23 protein-coding genes and 1 pseudogene are annotated in these 21506 nt (G+C 25.7%); 14 read left to right on the top strand and 10 right to left on the bottom strand.

Annotated elements, in window-relative coordinates:
- Positions 1 to 129: 129 nt before the first annotated feature.
- The 3 genes from sstT to NWE74_RS03705 all read left to right on the top strand — a co-directional run bounded on the left by sstT (position 130) and on the right by NWE74_RS03705 (position 3275).
- Positions 130 to 1374, top strand: a complete 1245-nt coding sequence (gene sstT / locus NWE74_RS03715; RefSeq protein WP_258241889.1) for a serine/threonine transporter SstT — start codon at positions 130 to 132, stop codon at positions 1372 to 1374.
- A gap of 155 nt (positions 1375 to 1529) precedes the next feature.
- Entirely contained in the window at positions 1530 to 2228 is a 699-nt protein-coding gene (locus NWE74_RS03710) for a DUF554 domain-containing protein (RefSeq protein ID WP_258241888.1), read from the top strand.
- A 174-nt stretch (positions 2229 to 2402) separates the two neighbouring features.
- Positions 2403 to 3275, top strand: coding sequence for a kinase (locus NWE74_RS03705; RefSeq protein WP_258241887.1), 873 nt, complete (start codon positions 2403 to 2405; stop codon positions 3273 to 3275).
- Between the two features lie 90 nt (positions 3276 to 3365).
- Here the strand turns inward: NWE74_RS03705 and NWE74_RS03700 are convergent, their stop codons facing one another.
- The 3 genes from NWE74_RS03700 to NWE74_RS03690 all read right to left on the bottom strand — a co-directional run bounded on the left by NWE74_RS03700 (position 3366) and on the right by NWE74_RS03690 (position 6366).
- Positions 3366 to 4970: a hypothetical protein gene (locus NWE74_RS03700; RefSeq protein WP_258241886.1), complete on the bottom strand. Its 1605-nt coding sequence runs from the start codon at positions 4968 to 4970 to the stop codon at positions 3366 to 3368.
- A 3-nt stretch (positions 4971 to 4973) separates the two neighbouring features.
- A complete protein-coding gene (locus NWE74_RS03695; protein ID WP_258241885.1) occupies positions 4974 to 5747 on the bottom strand; it encodes an ABC transporter ATP-binding protein in 774 nt (257 codons plus the stop codon).
- A gap of 388 nt (positions 5748 to 6135) precedes the next feature.
- Positions 6136 to 6366 (bottom strand): hypothetical protein, encoded by a 231-nt coding sequence (locus NWE74_RS03690; protein ID WP_258241884.1) that lies wholly within the window; start codon positions 6364 to 6366, stop codon positions 6136 to 6138.
- A 338-nt stretch (positions 6367 to 6704) separates the two neighbouring features.
- Here NWE74_RS03690 and NWE74_RS03685 point away from each other — a divergent pair, with 338 nt between their 5' ends.
- On the top strand, positions 6705 to 7688 hold the full coding sequence (locus tag NWE74_RS03685) for a DUF2804 domain-containing protein (protein ID WP_258241883.1): 984 nt from the start codon (positions 6705 to 6707) through the stop codon (positions 7686 to 7688).
- Between the two features lie 63 nt (positions 7689 to 7751).
- Here NWE74_RS03685 and NWE74_RS03680 read toward each other — a convergent pair whose 3' ends face one another.
- The 3 genes from NWE74_RS03680 to NWE74_RS03670 all read right to left on the bottom strand — a co-directional run bounded on the left by NWE74_RS03680 (position 7752) and on the right by NWE74_RS03670 (position 10620).
- Positions 7752 to 8663: a 4Fe-4S dicluster domain-containing protein gene (locus tag NWE74_RS03680; RefSeq protein WP_258241882.1), complete on the bottom strand. Its 912-nt coding sequence runs from the start codon at positions 8661 to 8663 to the stop codon at positions 7752 to 7754.
- A gap of 161 nt (positions 8664 to 8824) precedes the next feature.
- A complete protein-coding gene (locus NWE74_RS03675) occupies positions 8825 to 9940 on the bottom strand; it encodes an RNA-guided endonuclease TnpB family protein (protein ID WP_309137271.1) in 1116 nt (371 codons plus the stop codon).
- Positions 9941 to 10452: 512 nt separating this feature from the next.
- Positions 10453 to 10620 (bottom strand): hypothetical protein, encoded by a 168-nt coding sequence (locus NWE74_RS03670; RefSeq protein WP_258241880.1) that lies wholly within the window; start codon positions 10618 to 10620, stop codon positions 10453 to 10455.
- Positions 10621 to 10928: 308 nt separating this feature from the next.
- Between NWE74_RS03670 and NWE74_RS03665 the strand changes: the two are divergent.
- The 4 genes and pseudogenes from NWE74_RS03665 to NWE74_RS03650 form a co-directional block, all read left to right on the top strand.
- A pseudogene (locus NWE74_RS03665) lies at positions 10929 to 11059 on the top strand (IS1595 family transposase); the annotation flags it as partial.
- A 192-nt stretch (positions 11060 to 11251) separates the two neighbouring features.
- Positions 11252 to 11794 carry a hypothetical protein gene (locus tag NWE74_RS03660; protein ID WP_258241879.1) on the top strand — a complete coding sequence of 181 codons (543 nt, stop codon included), beginning with the start codon at positions 11252 to 11254 and terminating at the stop codon, positions 11792 to 11794.
- A gap of 526 nt (positions 11795 to 12320) precedes the next feature.
- Positions 12321 to 12515, top strand: a complete 195-nt coding sequence (locus NWE74_RS03655; RefSeq protein WP_092724930.1) for a helix-turn-helix transcriptional regulator — start codon at positions 12321 to 12323, stop codon at positions 12513 to 12515.
- Positions 12516 to 12517: 2 nt separating this feature from the next.
- The gene (locus NWE74_RS03650; protein WP_258241878.1) at positions 12518 to 12973 is read left to right on the top strand and encodes a DUF6773 family protein; all 456 of its coding nucleotides are present in this window, start codon (positions 12518 to 12520) and stop codon (positions 12971 to 12973) included.
- A 102-nt stretch (positions 12974 to 13075) separates the two neighbouring features.
- Here NWE74_RS03650 and NWE74_RS03645 read toward each other — a convergent pair whose 3' ends face one another.
- Positions 13076 to 14152 carry a M24 family metallopeptidase gene (locus tag NWE74_RS03645; RefSeq protein ID WP_258241877.1) on the bottom strand — a complete coding sequence of 359 codons (1077 nt, stop codon included), beginning with the start codon at positions 14150 to 14152 and terminating at the stop codon, positions 13076 to 13078.
- A gap of 334 nt (positions 14153 to 14486) precedes the next feature.
- Here NWE74_RS03645 and NWE74_RS03640 point away from each other — a divergent pair, with 334 nt between their 5' ends.
- Positions 14487 to 15056, top strand: a complete 570-nt coding sequence (locus tag NWE74_RS03640) for an ABC transporter substrate-binding protein (protein WP_330666282.1) — start codon at positions 14487 to 14489, stop codon at positions 15054 to 15056.
- Positions 15057 to 15090: 34 nt separating this feature from the next.
- Here NWE74_RS03640 and NWE74_RS03635 read toward each other — a convergent pair whose 3' ends face one another.
- Entirely contained in the window at positions 15091 to 16620 is a 1530-nt protein-coding gene (locus tag NWE74_RS03635) for a recombinase family protein (RefSeq protein WP_258241876.1), read from the bottom strand.
- A 151-nt stretch (positions 16621 to 16771) separates the two neighbouring features.
- Here NWE74_RS03635 and NWE74_RS03630 point away from each other — a divergent pair, with 151 nt between their 5' ends.
- The gene (locus NWE74_RS03630) at positions 16772 to 16918 is read left to right on the top strand and encodes a hypothetical protein (RefSeq protein ID WP_258241875.1); all 147 of its coding nucleotides are present in this window, start codon (positions 16772 to 16774) and stop codon (positions 16916 to 16918) included.
- A gap of 151 nt (positions 16919 to 17069) precedes the next feature.
- Here the strand turns inward: NWE74_RS03630 and NWE74_RS03625 are convergent, their stop codons facing one another.
- Positions 17070 to 17522: a GIY-YIG nuclease family protein gene (locus NWE74_RS03625; protein WP_258241874.1), complete on the bottom strand. Its 453-nt coding sequence runs from the start codon at positions 17520 to 17522 to the stop codon at positions 17070 to 17072.
- A 284-nt stretch (positions 17523 to 17806) separates the two neighbouring features.
- On the opposite strand from NWE74_RS03625, the gene NWE74_RS03620 reads away from it, so the two are divergent.
- The 4 genes from NWE74_RS03620 to NWE74_RS03605 all read left to right on the top strand — a co-directional run bounded on the left by NWE74_RS03620 (position 17807) and on the right by NWE74_RS03605 (position 20354).
- On the top strand, positions 17807 to 18361 hold the full coding sequence (locus NWE74_RS03620; protein WP_258241873.1) for a hypothetical protein: 555 nt from the start codon (positions 17807 to 17809) through the stop codon (positions 18359 to 18361).
- Positions 18352 to 18654 carry a 60S ribosomal export protein NMD3 gene (locus tag NWE74_RS03615; RefSeq protein ID WP_258241872.1) on the top strand — a complete coding sequence of 101 codons (303 nt, stop codon included), beginning with the start codon at positions 18352 to 18354 and terminating at the stop codon, positions 18652 to 18654. Before NWE74_RS03620 ends, NWE74_RS03615 begins: the two co-directional genes overlap by 10 nt.
- 1 nt (position 18655) lies before the next feature.
- Positions 18656 to 19834 carry an FtsK/SpoIIIE domain-containing protein gene (locus tag NWE74_RS03610; RefSeq protein ID WP_258241871.1) on the top strand — a complete coding sequence of 393 codons (1179 nt, stop codon included), beginning with the start codon at positions 18656 to 18658 and terminating at the stop codon, positions 19832 to 19834.
- A 373-nt stretch (positions 19835 to 20207) separates the two neighbouring features.
- The gene (locus tag NWE74_RS03605; protein ID WP_258241870.1) at positions 20208 to 20354 is read left to right on the top strand and encodes a hypothetical protein; all 147 of its coding nucleotides are present in this window, start codon (positions 20208 to 20210) and stop codon (positions 20352 to 20354) included.
- A 120-nt stretch (positions 20355 to 20474) separates the two neighbouring features.
- On the opposite strand, the gene NWE74_RS03600 is transcribed toward NWE74_RS03605, so the two are convergent.
- Entirely contained in the window at positions 20475 to 21506 is a 1032-nt protein-coding gene (locus NWE74_RS03600; protein ID WP_258241869.1) for a hypothetical protein, read from the bottom strand.

The raw sequence follows: 21506 nt of genomic DNA, 5'->3' as shown, positions 1-21506 counted from the left end.
ATTAAAAATTCTGACAAATGAAACATATCCTTAATACTTGATTAATAAAATTTAAAATAGATAAAATTAGATCTTTAGTAGACTGATTTTTATCTATTTTAACTATATTAAAGTAATAGGGGGTAGTAAATGAAAAAAATACTTGGTAAGTGGAATAAAATAAGTTTGGTAAAAAGAATTATAGTAGGTTTATTAATCGGTATCATATTAGCATTAACAATTCCAGATATTGCAAAGCCAATAGTAATTTTAGGTTCTTTATTTGTAGGAGCATTAAAGGCAGTTGCACCAATTCTAGTTTTCTTTTTAGTTATGTCTGCTATTTCTCAGCACAAAAAAGGTCAACAAACCAACATGAAATCAATTATATGTCTTTATCTTTTAGGTACTTTTTTAGCAGGACTTATAGCTGTTGTAGCTAGTTTTATATTTAAGATAACATTAACTCTTGGTGCAGGAGTGGAAGATGTTGTTCCTCCTGGTGGTGTTGTAGAAGTACTTAAGACTTTGTTAATGAATATTGTTGACAATCCAGTTAAAGCTCTTTTTAATGCTAATTATATAGGTATATTATCTTGGGCATTAATTTTAGGGATTGCGCTTAAAAATGCTGCACAATCTACAAAATTAATGATAAGTAATGTAGCCGATGCACTATCACAAGTAGTTAGATGGATAATAAATTTTGCGCCACTTGGTATTATGGGCCTTGTATTTGATAGTATATCTACACAAGGTATTGAATCATTACTTGGATATGGCCAGTTAATTGTATTATTAGTTGGATGTATGGCATTTGTTGCATTTGTTGTAAATCCTATAATAGCATTTATAGGAATGAGAAAAAATCCATATCCACTAGTATTTAAGTGCTTAAAAAATAGTGGAATTACAGCATTCTTCACAAGAAGTTCAGCTGCAAATATACCTGTAAATATGGGATTGTGTGAAGAATTAAAATTAGATAAAGATACTTACTCTGTATCAATCCCATTAGGAGCAACTATAAATATGGGTGGAGCTGCTGTAACTATATCAGTATTAACACTAGCTGCTGTACACACACTAGGAATAGAAGTAGATATTGGGATGGCACTTATATTAAGTTTATTATCAGCTGTAAGTGCATGTGGTGCATCAGGTGTTGCAGGTGGTTCTTTATTATTAATACCATTAGCTTGTAGTTTATTTGGAATTCCAAATGATGTTGCAATGCAAGTTGTAGGAGTTGGATTTATAGTAGGTGTTATACAAGATTCTTGTGAGACTGCATTAAACTCTTCAACTGATGTATTATTTACTGCTGTAGCAGAATTTGCTAAAAAACGTAAAGAAAGCAATAATGATAATGAAAAGCTAACTTCAGAAATGTAAAGGTTATAATAGATATATAAATATAAAAGGATTGTTTCTAATAATAAAAAAGAAACAGTCCTTTTATATTACAAAAATTAGAAAATTTAATGAATTCTAAAAAATAAATTGATATAATTAAACTCACATAAGAGTATATAGGGGAGAGTGGTTATATGTTTGGAACTATAGTAAATAGTTTAGCTATTATTTTAGGTTGCGTAATAGGATTATTAGTAAAAGGTAGAGTATCACAAAAAATTAGTGATACGATAATGAATGGTTTGGCATTATGCGTTGTATACATAGGAATATCAGGGGCATTAAAAGGTGAGAATACTTTGCTAACAATAATATGTATAGCTTTAGGGGCTTTAATCGGCGAATTAATAGATATAGATAAATGGTTAAATAATTTAGGTGAAAAAATAGAGCTAAAAGTTAATAAGGGGAAATATAAAGGAAAAGAGAATATATCAATATCTCAAGGATTTGTATCAGCTAGTTTAATATTTTGCATAGGAGCTATGAGTATCGTTGGAAGTCTTCAAAGTGGATTAACAGGGAATCATGAAACACTTTTAGCTAAATCAGTAATAGATGGAATAACATCTATTATATTTACTGCTACATTAGGAATTGGTGTTATGTTTTCTTCCATATCAGTTTTTATATATCAAGGAATTATTACTTTAGGAGCATCATTTTTATCAAATGTTTTAAGTGATGCAGTAATAAATTCTATGACAGGTGTAGGTAGCCTTTTAATAATCGGATTAGGTTTAAACATACTTAAAGCAACAAATATAAAGATTGCTAATTTATTACCAGCAGTATTTTTACCAATTATAGCGGGTTTATTAGGCATAATATAAAACAAAAAACAACAAAAACATATTAGAAAGTTCAAGAACTATTAATATAATAAGGTTAAATCTTAGAAAGTTTAGACAAATTCTTTATTTAGAAGGAAAATCACTTTAATAATCAAATATATAAATAAATAGTTATAAAATATAGAAATTTGATTATAGTAGGGGGATTTTAGAATGGTTACATTTGATATAAATGGTGCGATTGTGGAGTTTGATGAAAAATTAGATAATTATAACACTGTTAGAAAGTCGTTTAAGATATATGCAAAGAGAGCTAGTGAAGATTTTGAAAAAAATTGTTTAGAGAATTTTAAAAGTAAGAAGTTATTATCAGAAAATGGATTAAAATTAGGATATGAATGTATTGAAAGCGGATTAAAAAAAGCGATAGAAACAATTGTTGGATTTGATATAATAACAATTGATCTTGAAATTTTTAAAAATTCTTATTGTGAAAAATATTTAAATTATGAAAGACAATTTAATAATTTAAATAAAGAAGTTTTACTAAATAATAAAGGTAAAAAACATAATCATAAAATTTTTGATATTAAGCCTATTGTAAAAAAATTAAGTCAATATCTTTATGAAGATTGTTTTAATATACATTATGCTGTAGTAGATGCACTTATAGAAAATAATATTGATTCAATAAGTTGTTATATAGGTAAAGAGAGAAAACAAAAAGCAAAAGCTTTGTTTAATAACTATAAAGATGGATTTATAACTAAACCAGATGAATGTAAGGTAGTTAAACAGATAATAGACTTAAATCCCTATAAAAAAGATGTATATGAATTTTTAGTAAAAGAAGATGGAGATTTTAGCCAAGAAATAGAACGACTAACAAATTATTTAGGATATGATATAAGCGAACATAAAAACGTGTTAATGGATACATATATAAAGAAAATAATAAAAGAAAATAATTATGATATAGAATCAGATAAAGAAAAAGTTGAAAAGTATGCTAAATATATAGGATGTATAGATTGCTCTGTATACTTAGCTAGAGTTGAAGCTATTTATACTTTTGAAAATGCATAAATAAATAAAATAAAAAGCTAAACTAAATTAAATTTAGTTTAGCTTTTTATTTTGACTGAAATACTTAAGCTTTTAAAACTTATAATTAAATTACCTAACCCTAAAAGTTAATTTATATAAAATTATGTTTATTATTAAAATAGCTATTATATAAATATTAAGTGGTAAAGTTCCAAAGAGTGAAATAACAAAGTGAATACCTGCCATAATAAGAGTTAAAACAACCATTAAATAATTATCTAATATTGCATAATTTTTCTTAAATATATTAGGTGGTTGAGAAAATGGCAGTTTTTTATTTAGTATAATAAATGTACTTATAGCTATAAATATAGTAATCAAAAATATAATTATTATATGTTGGATTACAGTTACCTCATAAATATTCATAAAAACAATACTTGAAATTATGTAAATAGGTATTATTACATTAGCTAAGCAAGCTTTAATAGCTGCTTTATGTACATTCATTTTATTTTTTATAGGTATAGTTTTATATATGTATGATGCATTACAATTTCTAGAGAATTTTAATGCTATTATTATTGTAGGAACTATAGTTACATAGCTATATAAAAATAAATAAATATACACACCTATATCTTCTACATTTCTATCAAGAATTACAAAAATACCGATTAAATTAGATCCAATAGTTGTATATACTGTAGTCTTAAAATCTCTATCAACTTTTAGCATTCTAGAAAAAAAATCAAAAAATATTCTTTCCTCTTTATCTTTACACACAATCTTACTCAATTTTATTTGAAATTTATATTTTTTTATATTATTATTTGAGCTTTCATTATTATTGAGTTTTTGAAGATTTTTTTCAAATATTGGTGTAAGCTTTATATATATTAAAGCTGATATTAAAGGTGTTACTAAAGCTAAAAAAGAAAGTATTAATAATGTTTTATTTATATGTTTTGTTGCTATTATCTCAAGTAAAGATGCAAACCAAAAAGGTGGTAAAAAGTAACGTATTGCACCTAAATGAATGCTTTTAAATAAATCTATACTTGTAGATAAATTAATAACAAGTATATAAGTCAAACTAAATAATATTGTAACTCCTATTTGTATAATAGTGATTGCATCTTTAAGTTTCGATCCATTAAATAACTTTAGTAAAAGTAAATAAATTAGCCCAGAAAACATTAGCATGAAAATATTTATAAGAAATATTTCTATTAAGAATACTAAAGAAAAAAGTAATCCATATTTTAGTGATGCAATTAATGAAAATCCACTCAATGCTATACTTATTTTTACCATGTATATCATAACATGTGTTATTTTAGATGCATTTAAAGTTTTTAAATCTATACCTCTAGTAGCTAATATAGATTTATCTTTAACATCTAATATTACTGATGAAAAATCAGACATAAAATTTGTAGCTATAAAAAACATAAACATTGCAAAATAAGTTGCCATTGAGACTAAAGTATTTTTACTCATTATTATAATAAACATCATAAAAAATCCAATGATTGTATATATTATTTGAACTGTTTTATATTGATCTAAATATTGATCAAACTGTTGACGTTCTAATAAATTAGATGTTTTTCTTGAGTCTAATGTTAGTTTTATACTTAATATTAACCTCATAGTATCATAATCAATACCAAGTTTTTCATATAAAAACCTAAATTTATCAAGTATATTTAGTGAAATAAAATTATTCATAATTTACACCTCTTTTATTACAGATATAAATTTTTTTGCAAGATTTTTATATTCACTAAATCCTGTAAGTTGATTAAAGATTTGTTCTAGAGATTTTTGATGTAAACTTTCTTTTAAATCATCAAAGCTTCCATCTGCAACAATAGATCCATCATCTAAAAGTATGATTCTATCACTTATTTTTTCTACAATTTCCATTATATGTGAAGAGTAAAAAATAGTTTTACCTTCTTCTTTTAAACTTAGCAAGATTTCCTTTATTATCATTACACTATTTGCATCCAATCCACTTAGTGGTTCATCTAAAAATAGTATATCTGGGTTATGTATTAAGCTAGATATTATAATAACCTTTTGCTTCATTCCTTTTGAAAAGGATTCAATTTTTGAGTTATAAACATCTTTTATTTCTAATATATCCATTAATTCATAAGCTTTTTTATCAGCATCATCATATTCTAATCCGTAAAGTTGTCCTATAAATGTTAAATATTCTCTAGCTGTTAAGCTTTCGTAAGTTTCTGCTACTTCAGGCACATATCCTATTCTTTTTTTATATACCTCTTCTTGAGAGATATCTTCTCCAAATATTTTAACAACTCCTGTATAACCCTCAATTAAACCTAGTATTATTTTTACAGTTGTACTTTTTCCAGCACCATTTGGACCTATATATCCTATTATATTTCCCTTGTCTATTTCAAGGTTTATTCCTTTTAAAACTTCTTTATCCTCAAAGTTCATCTTTAAATCTTTTATAAGTATTGCTTTATCCATGATTTATCCCCTTAACTGTACAAAACTTTATGTAATAATAGCATTAACATATGTCTTTTAGATAATAGATGTAATATTTAAAAAGTTTTCAAGTTCATTAACCTGTTTTTCTTATTAAAAATACTCTTATTTAAGGATAAACTAAAAATATTTTTTTACAATATTTTATGTATAAATGGTATTATTTTAGGCACGAATGGCGAGTTTTTAATATTAATAACTTGATTATTTTACTAATAAATAATTATTAAAAATTAAAATCTAATAAATTAAAGGAGGGGTTATATAAAAAAGAAAGGAAATATTTTTAAGTATTATATAACAAGAAAAGTGCCTCTAAAATATGGAGACACCTTAAAATAAATATATTCTAAACTATATTAAAAATTTATAAATAGTATATTGTATCATCTTTATAAACATCATCTTCCATTTTTAAGTTATCCTCAGAAATTACATAATCATAGTCATAATCTTCGTCATAAGTATTGTCGTAATCATAGTCATCATCATATAACAAAATATCACTATCAGATAATAAATCATTAAAATTTATTAAGTCCAAAATCTTACTTCTTTTACCGTTGCATTTTTTTGATGATCTAAAAGAAATATTCATTTTAAGCACCTCGAGAATATAAATTTAATAAGTAGCATAAAACTACGTTACTATTTATTATATTCAAATAAACTTATTTTAGTAATACATAAATAAAAAATTATAAAAATTTAACATTTTATATACAGATAAAAAAATAAATACATAAAATGTATGAATTATCTGATAAGTATGACGAAACTATCATAGATGTAGTATAATATTAATATATAAAAATCAATAAATTTTTTTAACTATTTTAAGTCAATACTTAAAGTAGTTTTTTTCATATATAGAATTAAAATCATATAAGTGTATTTATTAAAATTTGCTATCATTTGATTGACGGGAGGGTTTGAATGAAAGAATTAAAAAATAAGAACTTTATATGTACTAAAGAAGGAATTTTAAACAAAGAATCTATAGGGTGGAGTAGAAAGATATTCTCAAATTGTGACATAGATAGTGGATATTTTAGGAAGAAAATATGGAATCATTATATGTGGATGAACGACAAATATATATGTGCATTTGCTATAGTAAAACTTGATTATGTAGGACTAATTTTTATAGACTTTTATGACTTAGAGGAAAAAAGAGAGATACATAAAAATATTACAATACCTTTATGTAATGGAATGATAATACACAACTCAGTAGGGTCTTATGCCCATTATCAAAATAAAGATATGTATTTCAATATAATAAGAGTAAATGAAAAACTACATGTAATGATTAAATGGCATGAAATAGATATAGATGCTAATTTTATACTACAAAAGGAGTCATTAAATGTATTAGTACCGTGGAGTGATAAAAAATATCACTATACATCGAAACAATTACCTCTAAAATCAAAGGGATATGTATGCATAGGTCAAGATGAAAATGAAACTTTTAATTTAGAGGATTCTATAGGTTTTATTGATTACGGAAGAGGAATATGGGAAAGAGAAAAATCTTGGTATTGGTTAACTTGTGGATTTAAAAATGAAGACTTAAAAGTTGGCCTAAACTTAGGTGGTAAGTGGACAGATAATACAGGTGTTAATGAAAATGGTATAAAAATAAATGGTATATTATATAAGATATATAGTGATGTTAACTTTGAAAAAATAGATGAAAATAAATGGTCTATAAAAAATAATCAAAATAAAGAGGAACAAATAGATTTGATATTTAAAGTAGAATCTATAAATGATAAAAAAAATAATAAAATATTAGTTAAATCAAGTCTAAAACAACATATAGGAAGGATAAATGGAGAAGTTAAAGTAAATGATGAAACTATTGAATTTAACGATGTTATCTGTTGGTTTGAAGACCACTATGCAAAATGGTAAATTTAAAATATACTGAGTTAAAATATAAATGTATTTTAACTCAGTATATTTTTATATTAATAATTATCTAAGCCAAGGTGGATTACCGGGCACAAAAACTCTATTTCCAAATTTCTTTTTAAACTCTTTTAAAGCCTCATCAATAAGAGTTTTATTATTTTTAAATGTAGTTGTATTTTTTATAGTTTCTAAGTCTTGGCTAAATGGACAAGCTGAAATGCACATACCACAATCTGTACCTAAATATCTCCATTTTGTGTAGCATGATTCATGGTCTATTACCCAGTTATATTCTCCTAAGTTACTGATTTTACTATCATTACTTAATGAATGAGAAGGGCAGTTGAATGAACATTTTTTACACTCATTGCAAAAGTCCTCTAATCCAAAGTCTTCATAAGTATCTTCCTCAAGTTCTAAATCAGTAGTAACTACACCTAATCTTAGTCTAGAACCATATATTTTGTTAGTCAAAATAGCATTTCTACCAATATCTCCAAGACCTGCATCACGAGCTAAAAGTACTGGCATAACTAAATAGTTAGCATCCATATGATTTCTAGCTTCATATCCAAGGCTTCTTATAAAATAACTAAGAATCATACCTACAATAGAAGCATCTACATAACACTTACTAGTTTCTATGACTTCACAAATCATAGGAGACCTATTTATCATTTCTTTGTTCATTTCACATCCAAATACAATTGCATACTTATGATTTAGATTAATTTCTTCACCATAGTTTTCCTCATGACGACCTCTATGAGTATATATATGTGATTCATTTAATTTAGTAATGCCCACAACACAAGCTCCATATTGTTTAGCAAATCCTTTTAATTTTTTAGTAATTGCTTTAGGATTTGTTTCAACCTTTGGTGAATTAACTTCTTTTTCACATAGATGTCTTATATCTTCTAAAAATTCAAAAGCACAGCTAGGCATTTTCGAATTTATTTCATTATAAGTCATAGTACCGTTACTAAAACTTTATAAAAGTTTATAAAATCCTATTCCTAATTCATAGAGTTTGATTTTGAAATTCATAAGAAAATCTACTTTCGTTTTTTATAACTCTCCAAAGGCTTAAATTCCCCAATAACGTTTGGGTACATACTTAACTTATATTTAAGTTATATAGCTAAGTTTTTTAAATTAATACTAGCATTGAAATCTCTTTCTATTTCTAAATTACAACATTTACATTTATAAACTCTCTCTGATAAACTTAACTTATCTTTCTTATTACCACAATTACTACATATTTTTGATGATGGATACCATTTGTCTGCTATAACTAAGTTTATATTATTCCATTCACATTTGTATTTCAATTGTCTACGAATCTCATAAAATGAACAATCTGCAAACTTTTCAGCCAAATGCTTATTCTTCATTAAATTAAAAATTTCTAAATCTTCAATTACAATATGTGAAGGATTAAGTTTTATTAGTTTTGTAGTAGCTTGATGTATATTATTAAATCTAATATTTGTAATTCTTCTATGTTGCTTTAAAATAGATTTCTCAATTTTTAAAAGATTTCTAGATTTATTAGTAGTTTTATTTTTATACATTTTAATATAATGTCTACTTGCTTTTCTATGTAACCTTTTAAGTTTTTTTATTTCTTTTTTAGTATTAATTCTATTAAAATTCATCTGATTAGAATAAGCCATTAATGTTTTTATACCTAAATCTACTCCTATTGGTTCAGATTTATTTTCATTGATTTGGTTATCATCAACTTCAACATTTATACTTAACCAATAATATAATCCGTCAAATGATATTCTAGGATTATACATTTTACCTTTAGGGATTCTACTTTTCTCTGCTAGATTTATAGTTCCTATAACCTCTAATTGCACTTTATTATCAAACACTTTTATTTTATAAGTGTCATTATAAAAACTTAATTTAGAGTGTTTTTTACTTTTGAATTTTGGTTTTTTAGCTTTGCCATTGAAGAAGTTTTTATATGCTTTGAAACAATCTTTAATAGCTTGTTTAGTAGCATTATTTGGTATTTCGTACAACCATTCTTCTCCATTAGCGTTCATATCTTTTTTTAATTGTGTGAATTGCTTTCTTAATTCACCCTCTGATATAAATTTATTACCATTTTTATATGATTCAAATTGTTTAGCTAAAGTCCAATTATAAGCAAATCTAGCACAACCAAAAGTTTTATTCATTAATAATTGTTGTTCTTTATTTGGATAAATTCTAACTTTATAGCCTTTCATCATCTTTTTATCATATCCTATCCATCGTATATTATACGATGGATAGGATATGAACATTCGATGTAATATTAGGAAATCACTTTTATATAGTCTTAGATATTTTCCATATAACGCTACTTATATGAAGCTATTTCTCTCACGATAATAGCCACTCCCTTTCAGAACGTGCGTAGACTATTTCTTCACCCTCGACTTATACGTTAGGGGCAACCCATTTCCACTACCAATAGCTTGTAGTGTACTCCCTTGCGGGATAGTCGTTTGACCTTCCTATTTCTAGGCTTGGCGACCAAACATCCATTGTCACGATACTTAGGTTCTCACCTTATACCATCTCAACTATTGTTTCTGAGTTTCCTCACATTCATAAGAGTTTCTGATTCTATCTTTTATTGTAGTTGTTGAGCTTTAGGAGTTACTGGTTTTAAAGTTGTGTCCTATGTGGATTTCTCCACATACGAGGCTAAACAGTTTATAAAATATTATAATTGATTCCTATAGTTTTATAACCTTTATGCAACTGTTATGTTACCTTCCTCACATAAGTTAGGTCTAGATCTTAAACTATCATCAATTTCTTGTTTATCTGGATTTTTTGAATAATAATCTTGATAAGCTGTACTTCCTTTTTGATAGCTTGCTCTTGCAAACATAGTATCTCTTTCGTCTATTCTATTCATAATGTATTCCCCCTAAATGACATTGTTTTGTACAATACAATTATATAATAAAATACATATATTTACAAAAAATGAAAAAACTAAAAATTAGATTATAATTTTATGAAATAACTATTTCTATTAATTGAAATTTAAATATTAGAAAAGTAAGTCTACTAATTGAAATTTTTATAATGAATATTTTATAGGCTATGTTATATACTTTTCTCATTAATAATCTAATAAATAGGGTATTCTGTATATATTAACTATATCTTATAGAAAGGATACTTGAGATTATGCCCCAAGTAGATATAAAAGCCATTATTAAAGAAATTAGATTTTCAAAATGGTGTGAGTGTCCTAAATATAGATTCAAGAATGTTAATAAAAATAAAAAAATCTAGAGGGGAGGCAAAGATATTTATGCAAAAGATGTCGTTGCGATTTTGATAAGTTTATTTTTTATCATATTTTAAAGATTTATAATTGATATGTTAAATAATATTATATTTGATATAATATAAGTATGATAAGGAATAATATGTCGATATATTTTAATACCTATAGAATTATTATCATTATATACAGTTTATTTTTAATAAAAAAATTGAAAATATAGGGGTAATTATATATATAAAAGGAGAACTGGATGAATTATAATGAAACCTACGAACTTATAAAAAGTTTAAATAAAGAAAATATAGAACAAACTAAACCTGAATTAATAAAATGTTTAATTGGGTTAATGCTTAATATAAAAGAGGTTGATGAAAAAATTTCATTAGAAGAATTGGAAGGATTATTTAAAGTTTACTTATTAAAAAGAGACATAAAAAATAGCATGGATGAAACAGAAGAGCAAAGGATTGAACTAGGACTTTTAAACTCTGAATTTATAACAATATACGAACGCTTTATATATGGCATCGTAGACAGAGGTCATATAATGGATGCAATTAGAATAACTAAAAATATTCTAAAAGGAATAGGTGGAGAATATAGAGAAATTCTAATAGTTAAAAAAAATATTAAAATACAAGATGAAGATAATTTATATCTATATACAAAAAAACACTTAAATGATTTATTAGATGAATTGAAAAAACACCTAAAACAGCATGAAGATTCAATTATAAAAGAACAATTTAATATTATTGGGTTAGTAGAATTTATAAAAGTTGATTTAGATTAAAAATTAGAAGAAAGTACATATACTATATTAAACCAATTAAAAGAAAAAAGTTTAAATGAATTTGTTGATGAAAGAAAAGAAATAGATGATGAATGCATACAAGAATATACAAATATATTTAAAACTTCATATATAGAAGAACTAAAAAGAAGAAAATATGAATGGGCAGTTGTAAGTGAAAAGTTAAAACAACCGTATTTTTTAGATATGCTTTATAGTTACTTAAAAGAATAAGGAAATACAATTTTGTATTTCCTTATTCTTTTAGTTTACGTTAATAAATTTTAGATATAGTAAAGTAACTTAAGATGTTAGTGTAAAACTTGTTGTAATACTTCATTTATATATTGCTACGGCAATAAGATAGTTACAAACTTTTATAAGTTAAGCTATTACATCTCTAAATATAATTAAAAATATATTTATCACGAAAAAATCTGACATAGCCATTTTATATAACAAAATGCAATATATAGTTTACATTATGTTATATTTATAATACTATATGTAATATAGGGAGGTTTTTATGAAAAATAAAAGAATGAAAATAGCTCGTATTGAATGTGATATGAAGCAAGACGATTTAGCCAAAGCAGTAGGGGTAACAAGGCAGACGATTGGTTTGATAGAGGCTGGAAACTATAATCCAACTCTAAATCTTTGTATTGCAATATGTAAAGCTTTAGGGAAAACCTTAGATGATTTATTTTGGGAGGAATAGATATGAATAATATTAAAAATCAAGACGAAAGAGTTTTAGCTCAAAGAAGAAAAATTCAAAGTGATGGATTTCAATTATTGATATACGGATTACTTTTAGCAGTTGTAATACAGCAGTTTTTTTTACAAGCTCCACCTAGTCAATTTATGGGAGAATTTTTATGCTTAGTAGGTGCTGGGTTTTATAATCTTATACGCAATTTAAAATTAGGTAATAACATTTTTGTTAATAATGAAGGATCATATAAAAGCTATTTTAAAAATGCTGTAATTTCAGGTATAGGAACTATGATTCTTTTTACTATATTAACTGGTCCAAAAGTAGAAGATGTTATTGGATTTTATATATCATACGCCATAGTTTATGTGGCGATGTTGTCAGTCATATATTACTTTAGCAAAAAGAAGGAAGAGAAAATTCAAAAAGAACTAGATATGGATGAAGATGATATTAATTAGTGAATTGTTATGATTAATCTTATAAGAAAAAACTCCAACAAATATATTGACCTTTATTTAAATTAATGCAAATAAGGTTTAATATATGTTGGAGTTTTTTAATTATTTTATTATATTTAATTCTTTAGTATGTTTGTTTAGTATTTCATGTCCGTCTTCAGTTACTAGTACTAGATCTTCTATTCTAACTCCGAATTCTCCAGGTAAGTATATACCAGGCTCAACAGAGAATATCATTCCAGGCTTTAATACGTCAGTATTTATAGCAGAAACATCTCCCATATCATGAGTTTCAAGTCCTATAGAGTGCCCAGTTCTATGAGTGAAGTATTTTCCATAACCTTTTTCAGTTATATAATCTCTTGCGGCATTGTCTATATCGCAAAATCTCATTCCTGGTTTAACTAATGCTATAGCTCTTTTATTTGCTTCAAGTACTATTTCAAATACTTCTTTAGCTTTTTGAGGAGCTTCTTTATAAAATACTGTTCTAGTCATATCAGAGCAGTAGTTGTCTTTTATACATCCCATATCAAGTATTATACAGTCTCCAACTTTTACCTTAGCATCTGATGGATGAGCATGAGGATCAGCACCATTTGGACCATATCCTATTATTGGAGAGAATGAGAATCCATCTGCACCAAGTTCTTCATATATAGTAGCTAATTTTGAAGCCATTTCTTTTTCTGTTAAGTCCTCAAGTAAAGCTTGTTGAAGCTTAACCATCGCCATATCATTTATTTGAGAAGCTTTTCTCATTAAGTCTTTTTCTTCATCATCTTTACACATTCTTAAAGAGTCTATTATAAATGATGAATTTATATATTTGCAATTAGGGCAAGTATCCATTAAAGATAATAAGAATCTTGCTGGCCAATTTTTATCAATTCCGATCGTAGCATTTTTATCTATGTAATTTGAAACTATTTCTATTGCGTTTTGAGTATCGTTAAACCAAACCTTTTCTACACCTAAATCTTCAGTAACAGGGAATAATTCATTTAAGAAAAATTTATGATCTCCGTTAGTATCTAGATAAAGAGCAATAAGTCTTTCACCAGGGCTTATCATTTTACCTGTTAAGTAAAAGATTGATATTTTGTCTGTTACTAATATTTGATGGATATTGTTTTCCTTCATTCCAGATAAAACTTTTTCTAGTCTATTTAATTTCATTGTTTGTTCCTCCTTGAGTAATATATAAACAAGTTATTAATATATAATAATAAAATTATATAAAGCTTATTATACTACAAAAATATAAAATAGTAAAAATATTAATACAGTATTAGAATTTGAACAATATAATAATTGTATTCATTATATAGTAGATTTTTTAGCAAGGGATGAATTCGTTGCCTACATGAAGTGTAGATCACACGTGGTGGCTTAAGCAAAGCAAATATTTTATATATTGTATGAAAGAGTGTAACACATCAAATTAAAATTAAATATTATATAGTATAATCAGAGTCTTAGCTTAAAAAATATTATATAAGAGGGGGATTTTATGTTCAAAAAAGTAGTGGCACTGGCTAGTTCATTGGCACTTAGTATGCTATGCTTTACGGGATGTGCACAAACAACAAATGAACAGCAAAAAACTGATGAGAAAAAATTAGATAAAGTTACTATAGCAGAGGTAACTCATTCAGTATTTTATGCACCACAATATGCAGCTGTAACTAAAGGATTTTTTGAAGAAGAAGGAATTGATATCGATATACTAAACACTCAAGGTGCAGATAAAACTATGGCTGCCCTTATTTCAGGAGAAGCACAAGTGGGGCTTATGGGACCTGAGGCATCGATTTATGTTTATAACCAAGGTAGTGATAACTACGCTATAAACTTTGCTCAACTTACTAAAAGAGATGGAAGTTTTTTAATAGCTAGAGACAAAATGCCTGATTTTAAATATGAAGATTTAAAAGGTAAAGAAATATTAGGTGGAAGAAAAGGTGGAGTACCTTTAATGACACTTGAGTATGTATTAAAACAACATGGACTTAAAATTGGTGAAAATACAGCAGCTGGAGAAGTTAATGTTAGAACAGATGTGCAATTATCAGTTAGTTAATCACAATAAAGTAAACTGTTGGAATTTCAACAGCTTACTTTGGTAATTTAGGATAAATGACTATATTAAAATCGTGTTCATCCCTTCTTTTATGATCCTTAGTATAAATGACCTTATCAATTACAGATTTTAAAAGGTTATTTTTAATAGTTATATCATCAATAGAATAGTATTGGTCAATAACATATTCTAGATTTGGAATTATATTAGTAGTAGCTATATTTTTTTTCTTTTCATAATCAATTATTTCTAAAGTTGAATTTAATGTATTAGAAATAGAATCAATTCTATCTTTTAAATTATTACTTCTTTCTATAAATGTATCAACATCATAAATTCCTCTTTCAAGTAAATCATGAAGATTATTTTTTTGTTTATCAAGTTCAGATAGTTCATTTCTTAAATTAATCACTATCTTATTATAATTATCTAAATCATTAGATTTATATTCAACTTCTTTATTAGATAATGAAACCTTATAATTATGTAACCAATCTTTTAAACTATCAAGTATTCTATCTTCAATTATGCTTAATTTAGTACCTCTATTTCTACAGTTTTTACAAACTAAATATGTTTTATATGTATTAGATCCATCTTTGTGTTTTATAGTTGCATTATTAGTAGTTAATGTATAACCACATATAGAGCATTTTACAAGTCCAGCTAATGAATTTGTTAGAACATTATTTGAAGTAGGGGAGATAGACCTATTTTTTCTTATGTTTTGGCATTTATTCCATAATTCTTCGCTTATAATTGGTTCATGTTTTCCTAGTGCTTCTATTTGTTCATCTGCAGATCTAGTTCTAGATGAACCTTTTTTACGTTCAACCCTATTCCAAACTACATAGCCACAGTAAGTTTTATTTTTTATTATATCCCTTATAGCTTTTTCATACCAAGTACGACCAGTAGTTGTTTTTAGACCTAAAGCATTTAAGTGATTACATATTTTAAGAGCACCTATATTTTTATTATACATATCAAATATAGTTTTAATTACATCTGCTTTTTCTTCATCTATTACAAGAACTCTATCTTTATGATTGTTTATATATTCAATTTTATATCCATATGGAGCAGATTGAGCTATATATTTTCCATCTTCAATAGATTTAATTTTACCTCTTTGAAGTCTCCTAGAAATTATTTTCAATTCCTTCCTAGCCATAAATGCTTCAAATTCACTATATTCTTCATCAAATTCATTATTTAAATCATATAGCTTTCTAGGTGTTATAATCTTTGTATTAGAGTTTTTAAATGTTTCTAATATTAAACCTTGGTCTTGCATATTTCCACGTCCCAAACGGTCTATATCCATAACAAGAACTGCATCATATAGTCCGTTCTTAACTTCATCTAATAATTCTAGCATCTTAGGACGATTAGCTATACTTTCACCAGAAACAACTTCTTCTTTTATCTCAACAATATTTAATTTTTTTTCTTTTGCAATTTTTAAAAGAGTAGATTTATGCTTTCTTAGAGTATCTTCAATACTAGCATTTTCTAAATCTCTATCCTCACGACTTTTTCTCAAATAAATAACAGTATTCATAGTTAAGTACCTCCATAAGAGATTATACCAAAAAAAGATAAAAAGTAATCTTTATTTATGTTATAATAAATTTTGGAAACTATAATCTATAGGGTGGAGTTTCATACAAAAACCAACTTCCTACAGTAAGCAGGGAGGAGGTGAAATCTGTATGGAACTAAAGACAATAAGTGAAATAGCTGTTATATGTGCAACTTTTGCATCTGCTATTTCAATGCTAGTGGATTCTTATGTGAAAATAAAATCCACACAAAGTAAAAACCACCCAAAGGCCAATAAGGGTGGTAAAAGAAAATAATTTTTGTAATTATTAAGGAACTCCACTCTACTGTCAAATAGATTGTAGTTTCTTTTTTTATTGATACTTATATTATATACGATAATGTCGTATATATGTCAATAGAAAAATATATTAATTGATTAATTGATTAATTGATTGAGTCTTATAATTAAATAAAATATCCTTTAAAATAAAATATAAGAGCACCTACAACAGATGCAACTGTTAATAATCCCAAAACAAAATTTTCTAATGGAGTTAGTTTTTTACCTTCTATTTCTTCTTTTGATTTTAAATCTCTATAAACTTTTTTAGTTTTCCAATCAGTTCTTTTATTTTCATCAAATTTAACACCACTAAATTTTTCAGCTTTATTTAGCCTTGGTTTCCATAAACTAATATAATATCTTTCATGTTCCATAGCCTCATAATCGTCATCAAATATCATGTATTCAACCTTATGTATCAAAGGCAAATCTTTCTTTTTAAAATTAGTACGTCTTTGATTACAGCTGATATGTTCTGCAATTCTTTTGTCTAATCTTCTTCTAGTTTCACCTACATATATAACTTTACCGTATATATCTATCCATCTATATAAATAATGCTTATATAATCCCATAATTAGCCTCCTAATATATTTCCATAAAATACATAAAAATATTTTCTAAGAATATGTATAAAATAAATTGATGTTGGGAAATCAATTGTCGCTTCGGGACGTTGCCGCTCGCTTCTAAGCTATTGATTGTAGTTACTTCAAATCAAGTTATCTACTTATGCTTACTATCCATTTAGTCAAAATGATTGTCGATATTTTTTTAGATGTTTTTTAGATATTCATTCACATATCTTTTTACTATTCATATAGATATATTATAGATAATTAAAAAGGAGGTATTAAACATGACTGAAAGAGATAGTTTTGTTGTTGATTTTATAAATAAATATAAGTTATGTACTAGTAATCATATCTATAAAATATATTTTAGCCAAGTAGACCAAACTGTATGCAAAAGAAGGTTAAGATATTTAGCTGATTATGGGTATATTCAAAGAGAAAAATATAATGGAAATAACTATATTTATTATTCTGGAAATAAACCAGCAACAAGGATAGTAGCTCATGATCTATTGATAACTAATTTTGTAGTTAGACTATTAATAGATGGATATGAGATTATTGAATTTAAAAAGTCGTTTGTTCTTGGTGAAGTAATTAGTGATGCATATATTAGAGTTTCTAAGGATAATAGAATAAAAAATATATTACTAGAAGTACAATTAAGCAATCATGATTGTTTAAGTAAGTATAGAAATTTAAAAAAATTAGTATTAGACAACACTAAATGGGATGTATTGCCTAGAATAGTTGTTGCAGGAAATGTTGAGACACAAGATATACCAGGGGTTAAAGTAAGTTATTTAAATTTGAATATGGAGGGAGAATTGTGTATTTAGAAAGCGCAAAGGTACTTGGAATTATTAAAACATGCCATTATTGTGGCAAAAAATATATTAAAGATTCAAGTAATGGATGGGGGTGTTGTGAAGAGTGTTATTGCAATAAAGAAGTAATGATATGTAGAGAATGTGGTAAAGAGATAACAAAATTTGATTTTGATGATAATGGAGGTTTGTGTGAGAAATGCTATTTTGAATCTGATATTTATATTTGTTTAGAATGTGGAAGAGAATTTATACGAAATGATTATAGTAAAGGCATTATATGCTCAAAATGTGAGGGAGAATAAAATGAGTGAAAATATATTTGAACCTTTAGTAGATACTTTTGAGAATAGCACAAAGATATTACTTAAATATTCAAAGAAATATCTAGGATTAAACATATATGATTTTAATGATTTATTTAAAAAAATAAACTTTAAAAATAAGGCAGATGAATATCCAAAATTAATAAACATTGAGAATGAAGAATACTTTAAAGTTTATTTGTTTAGGTTGCCAGTAGGAATAACATTAAGTGATTTTAAAAATAAATCAGAAAATATAGCATTCTTTTTAGGAGTTAAAGATGATGTTTTAAGATTTGAAACTAAAGAAAATTTTAATATAGCCGTAAAAGTTATGACTAAAACACCTTCAGCAGAGTATGATCCATTAACTATGAAAAGAAATGATTTTAAAATTCCACTTGGATATAATTTAAATAATAATAAAATGGTTTACTGGGACTTAATAAGTTCATCAAATACTCATTGCTATATTGCAGGAAGTAGTGGAGGAGGTAAGAGTATAACATTAAGATTAATACTAACACATTTAATTAATAGTCTTAGTAAAAGAGATATAGAATTTAGTATAATAAACACAAAGAGGGTTGATTTAAAAGACTTTAGATATGCAAAGCATACTAAACATTATATGACAGGTATAGATGGAGTAGAGGACTTTTTAAGATGTGAGTTAGAAGAAATGGAAAAAAGATATAAGCTGTTAGAAAGAAATGATTGTGATGATTTAACGGAATATAGAAAAAAGATATGTAAAATTCCATATAGGATTATAGTGGTTGAAGAAATATCAAGCTATAAAGGAAACAAAGAATATCAAAGAGCGATAGAATTAATAGCATCACAGGGTAGGGGAGCAGGAATGATATTATTATTAGTTACACAGTTGCCATCTAGAGAGATTATGCCAAATACTATAAAGTGTAACATTAATACAACAATAGGGCTTAAGACAAAGGATGCTATAAGGTCAGAGATTATTGCAGGAACTGATTCAGGACTCGAAAAATTAAAAGGTAATGGTCATAGTAAGTTATTTAATGGAAATCATGATGGTACAGAATACCAAGGATTGTATATTTCTAAAGAAGTTATGAAAGATATTATAAAAAATAATTGTATAAAAGAAAAAGGAGCATCTGTAGCTGGAACTACAAATACTCCAGATAAAAATGATTAGGAAACCACTTTTTATCTACTTAATTATATATTATTTGACATGAATAGTAAATAATATATAATTAATATTTTATCGTTTATTTTTAACTTTAGGTAAATATATATTTTTTATAAAATATAAATTAACTAAAAGTAATATTAATCCGAAAATAAATAAAAACAATCCTACATGTAGAATTAGTATGAATATATTTTGATTAATTGTTAATATTGTTATAGAAGTATCATTTTTTACTATGAAAAAGGACTTTAAAATATATATTAACAAGGATGAAACAAATGAAAATATAGTCATAAAATTAACTTTGTAAACAACCCTTATGCTATTAGATTCATTTAACTTTCGAGTCATATAAGTATCTGATGAAATAATAGTGCCAAAAGAAGTAGAAAGCAAGCCTATTAAAATTCCACTGACAGTAGCTATATCTCCAGAATATACATTATTTATTAAATTTAATTCAAACTTAATTGAATTTGAAGTTATAAATATATACCCTAATAATGTTATACAAAAATAAGTTGGTAAAATATATTGTTCGGATCCGAAGGCTCTGTAAAAAAATATTTTTCTTCTAAATTTATTCATAACAGTTAGTTACCTTTCATATTAGAATCACTAATATAATTATAACTCATATTTATATAGAAGTAGTAGCTATTTCTAAAGTGCTAAATTCATTCAAGATAGTTTTTTTATTATAAGAAAATGCTTCTTCTATACATTTAAACATATCACTAGAATTTAAATATTTACTACCGTCATTTAATTTTACAGGATATACTTTAGATAATAGTTTTTCTTCGAATAAATCAACAGTTAAACCTTTAGTTTGACTAAGTGGCTTTGTATGAACCTTAGCTAATTTTAGTGGGCATTTAGATTTTATGAAGCCATCTTCATCAGAAAATTGATTTTTTATACTATCAACTAGCTTTATAATATTTTTGATAAATTTATTTTTATCTTTTAAATTAAGCCCAGATGAATCATTTATACCTATATTTATAAACATATTATCTAAAGATGTAAAGTTATTATCAAATTCAGGCAAAATACCAAGATTAAGTGCAGATTGTATTTGTCCTAATGCTGGATATGCAACTTTTAGGTCAAAACCTTTAAATATTCCTTTATAAAGCAGTTCTTCAACACTATCTGTATTTAATATTGGTGCTAATTCTAATATATTTTTTTCTTTAAACACTAGTTCAAAAATATCTGAAAGTCTTTCAATTCTACATCCATAATAATTAAATTCTGAAGCTATAATATTATGTTTTGGATAAACTATAAAGTGAGTTTGTTCCATAAGGGTATCATCCATGTTATGAGGAATTTCTCTTTTTTCACCTGTAAAAATATTAAATAGGTATGGAAAAGCTGAATCTCTTAATGAATAAAGTAAACATTCAATTTTTTCATTATCAATACTTATTACGTCTAAGAAATGATATCTATTTTTATCCTTTAAATTTTTAAGTATTAATCCACTGTCTTTTAAGTTTTCAAAGCTATTCCCTAGATCATTTTTATGTTTTTGTAAAATAGAATTATATAATTTAAATAACTTAAATAAGTTATCCATTTTCTTAACATCAGTTCTATAAAAATAGATACTCTTTTCAACTCTATTTTTTGTTTTTTTATTCGTAGATATTACACTGTTCAT

The organism is Romboutsia lituseburensis (assembly GCF_024723825.1).
GTDB lineage: Bacteria > Bacillota > Clostridia > Peptostreptococcales > Peptostreptococcaceae > Romboutsia_F > Romboutsia_F lituseburensis_A.
This window is presented reverse-complemented; position numbering and strand designations above follow the sequence as displayed.

What these genes read in the sequence shown, in the direction of transcription:
- sstT (WP_258241889.1), top strand. Translation starts at nt 130, where the DNA reads ATGAAAAAAATACTTGGTAAGTGGAATAAAATAAGTTTGGTAAAAAGA.
- NWE74_RS03710 (WP_258241888.1), top strand. Translation starts at nt 1,530, where the DNA reads ATGTTTGGAACTATAGTAAATAGTTTAGCTATTATTTTAGGTTGCGTA.
- NWE74_RS03705 (WP_258241887.1), top strand. Translation starts at nt 2,403, where the DNA reads ATGGTTACATTTGATATAAATGGTGCGATTGTGGAGTTTGATGAAAAA.
- NWE74_RS03700 (WP_258241886.1), bottom strand. Translation starts at nt 4,970, where the DNA reads ATGAATAATTTTATTTCACTAAATATACTTGATAAATTTAGGTTTTTA.
- NWE74_RS03695 (WP_258241885.1), bottom strand. Translation starts at nt 5,747, where the DNA reads ATGGATAAAGCAATACTTATAAAAGATTTAAAGATGAACTTTGAGGAT.
- NWE74_RS03690 (WP_258241884.1), bottom strand. Translation starts at nt 6,366, where the DNA reads ATGAATATTTCTTTTAGATCATCAAAAAAATGCAACGGTAAAAGAAGT.
- NWE74_RS03685 (WP_258241883.1), top strand. Translation starts at nt 6,705, where the DNA reads ATGAAAGAATTAAAAAATAAGAACTTTATATGTACTAAAGAAGGAATT.
- NWE74_RS03680 (WP_258241882.1), bottom strand. Translation starts at nt 8,663, where the DNA reads ATGACTTATAATGAAATAAATTCGAAAATGCCTAGCTGTGCTTTTGAA.
- NWE74_RS03675 (WP_309137271.1), bottom strand. Translation starts at nt 9,940, where the DNA reads ATGAAAGGCTATAAAGTTAGAATTTATCCAAATAAAGAACAACAATTA.
- NWE74_RS03670 (WP_258241880.1), bottom strand. Translation starts at nt 10,620, where the DNA reads ATGAATAGAATAGACGAAAGAGATACTATGTTTGCAAGAGCAAGCTAT.
- NWE74_RS03660 (WP_258241879.1), top strand. Translation starts at nt 11,252, where the DNA reads ATGAATTATAATGAAACCTACGAACTTATAAAAAGTTTAAATAAAGAA.
- NWE74_RS03655 (WP_092724930.1), top strand. Translation starts at nt 12,321, where the DNA reads ATGAAAAATAAAAGAATGAAAATAGCTCGTATTGAATGTGATATGAAG.
- NWE74_RS03650 (WP_258241878.1), top strand. Translation starts at nt 12,518, where the DNA reads ATGAATAATATTAAAAATCAAGACGAAAGAGTTTTAGCTCAAAGAAGA.
- NWE74_RS03645 (WP_258241877.1), bottom strand. Translation starts at nt 14,152, where the DNA reads ATGAAATTAAATAGACTAGAAAAAGTTTTATCTGGAATGAAGGAAAAC.
- NWE74_RS03640 (WP_330666282.1), top strand. Translation starts at nt 14,487, where the DNA reads ATGTTCAAAAAAGTAGTGGCACTGGCTAGTTCATTGGCACTTAGTATG.
- NWE74_RS03635 (WP_258241876.1), bottom strand. Translation starts at nt 16,620, where the DNA reads ATGAATACTGTTATTTATTTGAGAAAAAGTCGTGAGGATAGAGATTTA.
- NWE74_RS03630 (WP_258241875.1), top strand. Translation starts at nt 16,772, where the DNA reads ATGGAACTAAAGACAATAAGTGAAATAGCTGTTATATGTGCAACTTTT.
- NWE74_RS03625 (WP_258241874.1), bottom strand. Translation starts at nt 17,522, where the DNA reads ATGGGATTATATAAGCATTATTTATATAGATGGATAGATATATACGGT.
- NWE74_RS03620 (WP_258241873.1), top strand. Translation starts at nt 17,807, where the DNA reads ATGACTGAAAGAGATAGTTTTGTTGTTGATTTTATAAATAAATATAAG.
- NWE74_RS03610 (WP_258241871.1), top strand. Translation starts at nt 18,656, where the DNA reads ATGAGTGAAAATATATTTGAACCTTTAGTAGATACTTTTGAGAATAGC.
- NWE74_RS03600 (WP_258241869.1), bottom strand. Translation starts at nt 21,506, where the DNA reads ATGAACAGTGTAATATCTACGAATAAAAAAACAAAAAATAGAGTTGAA.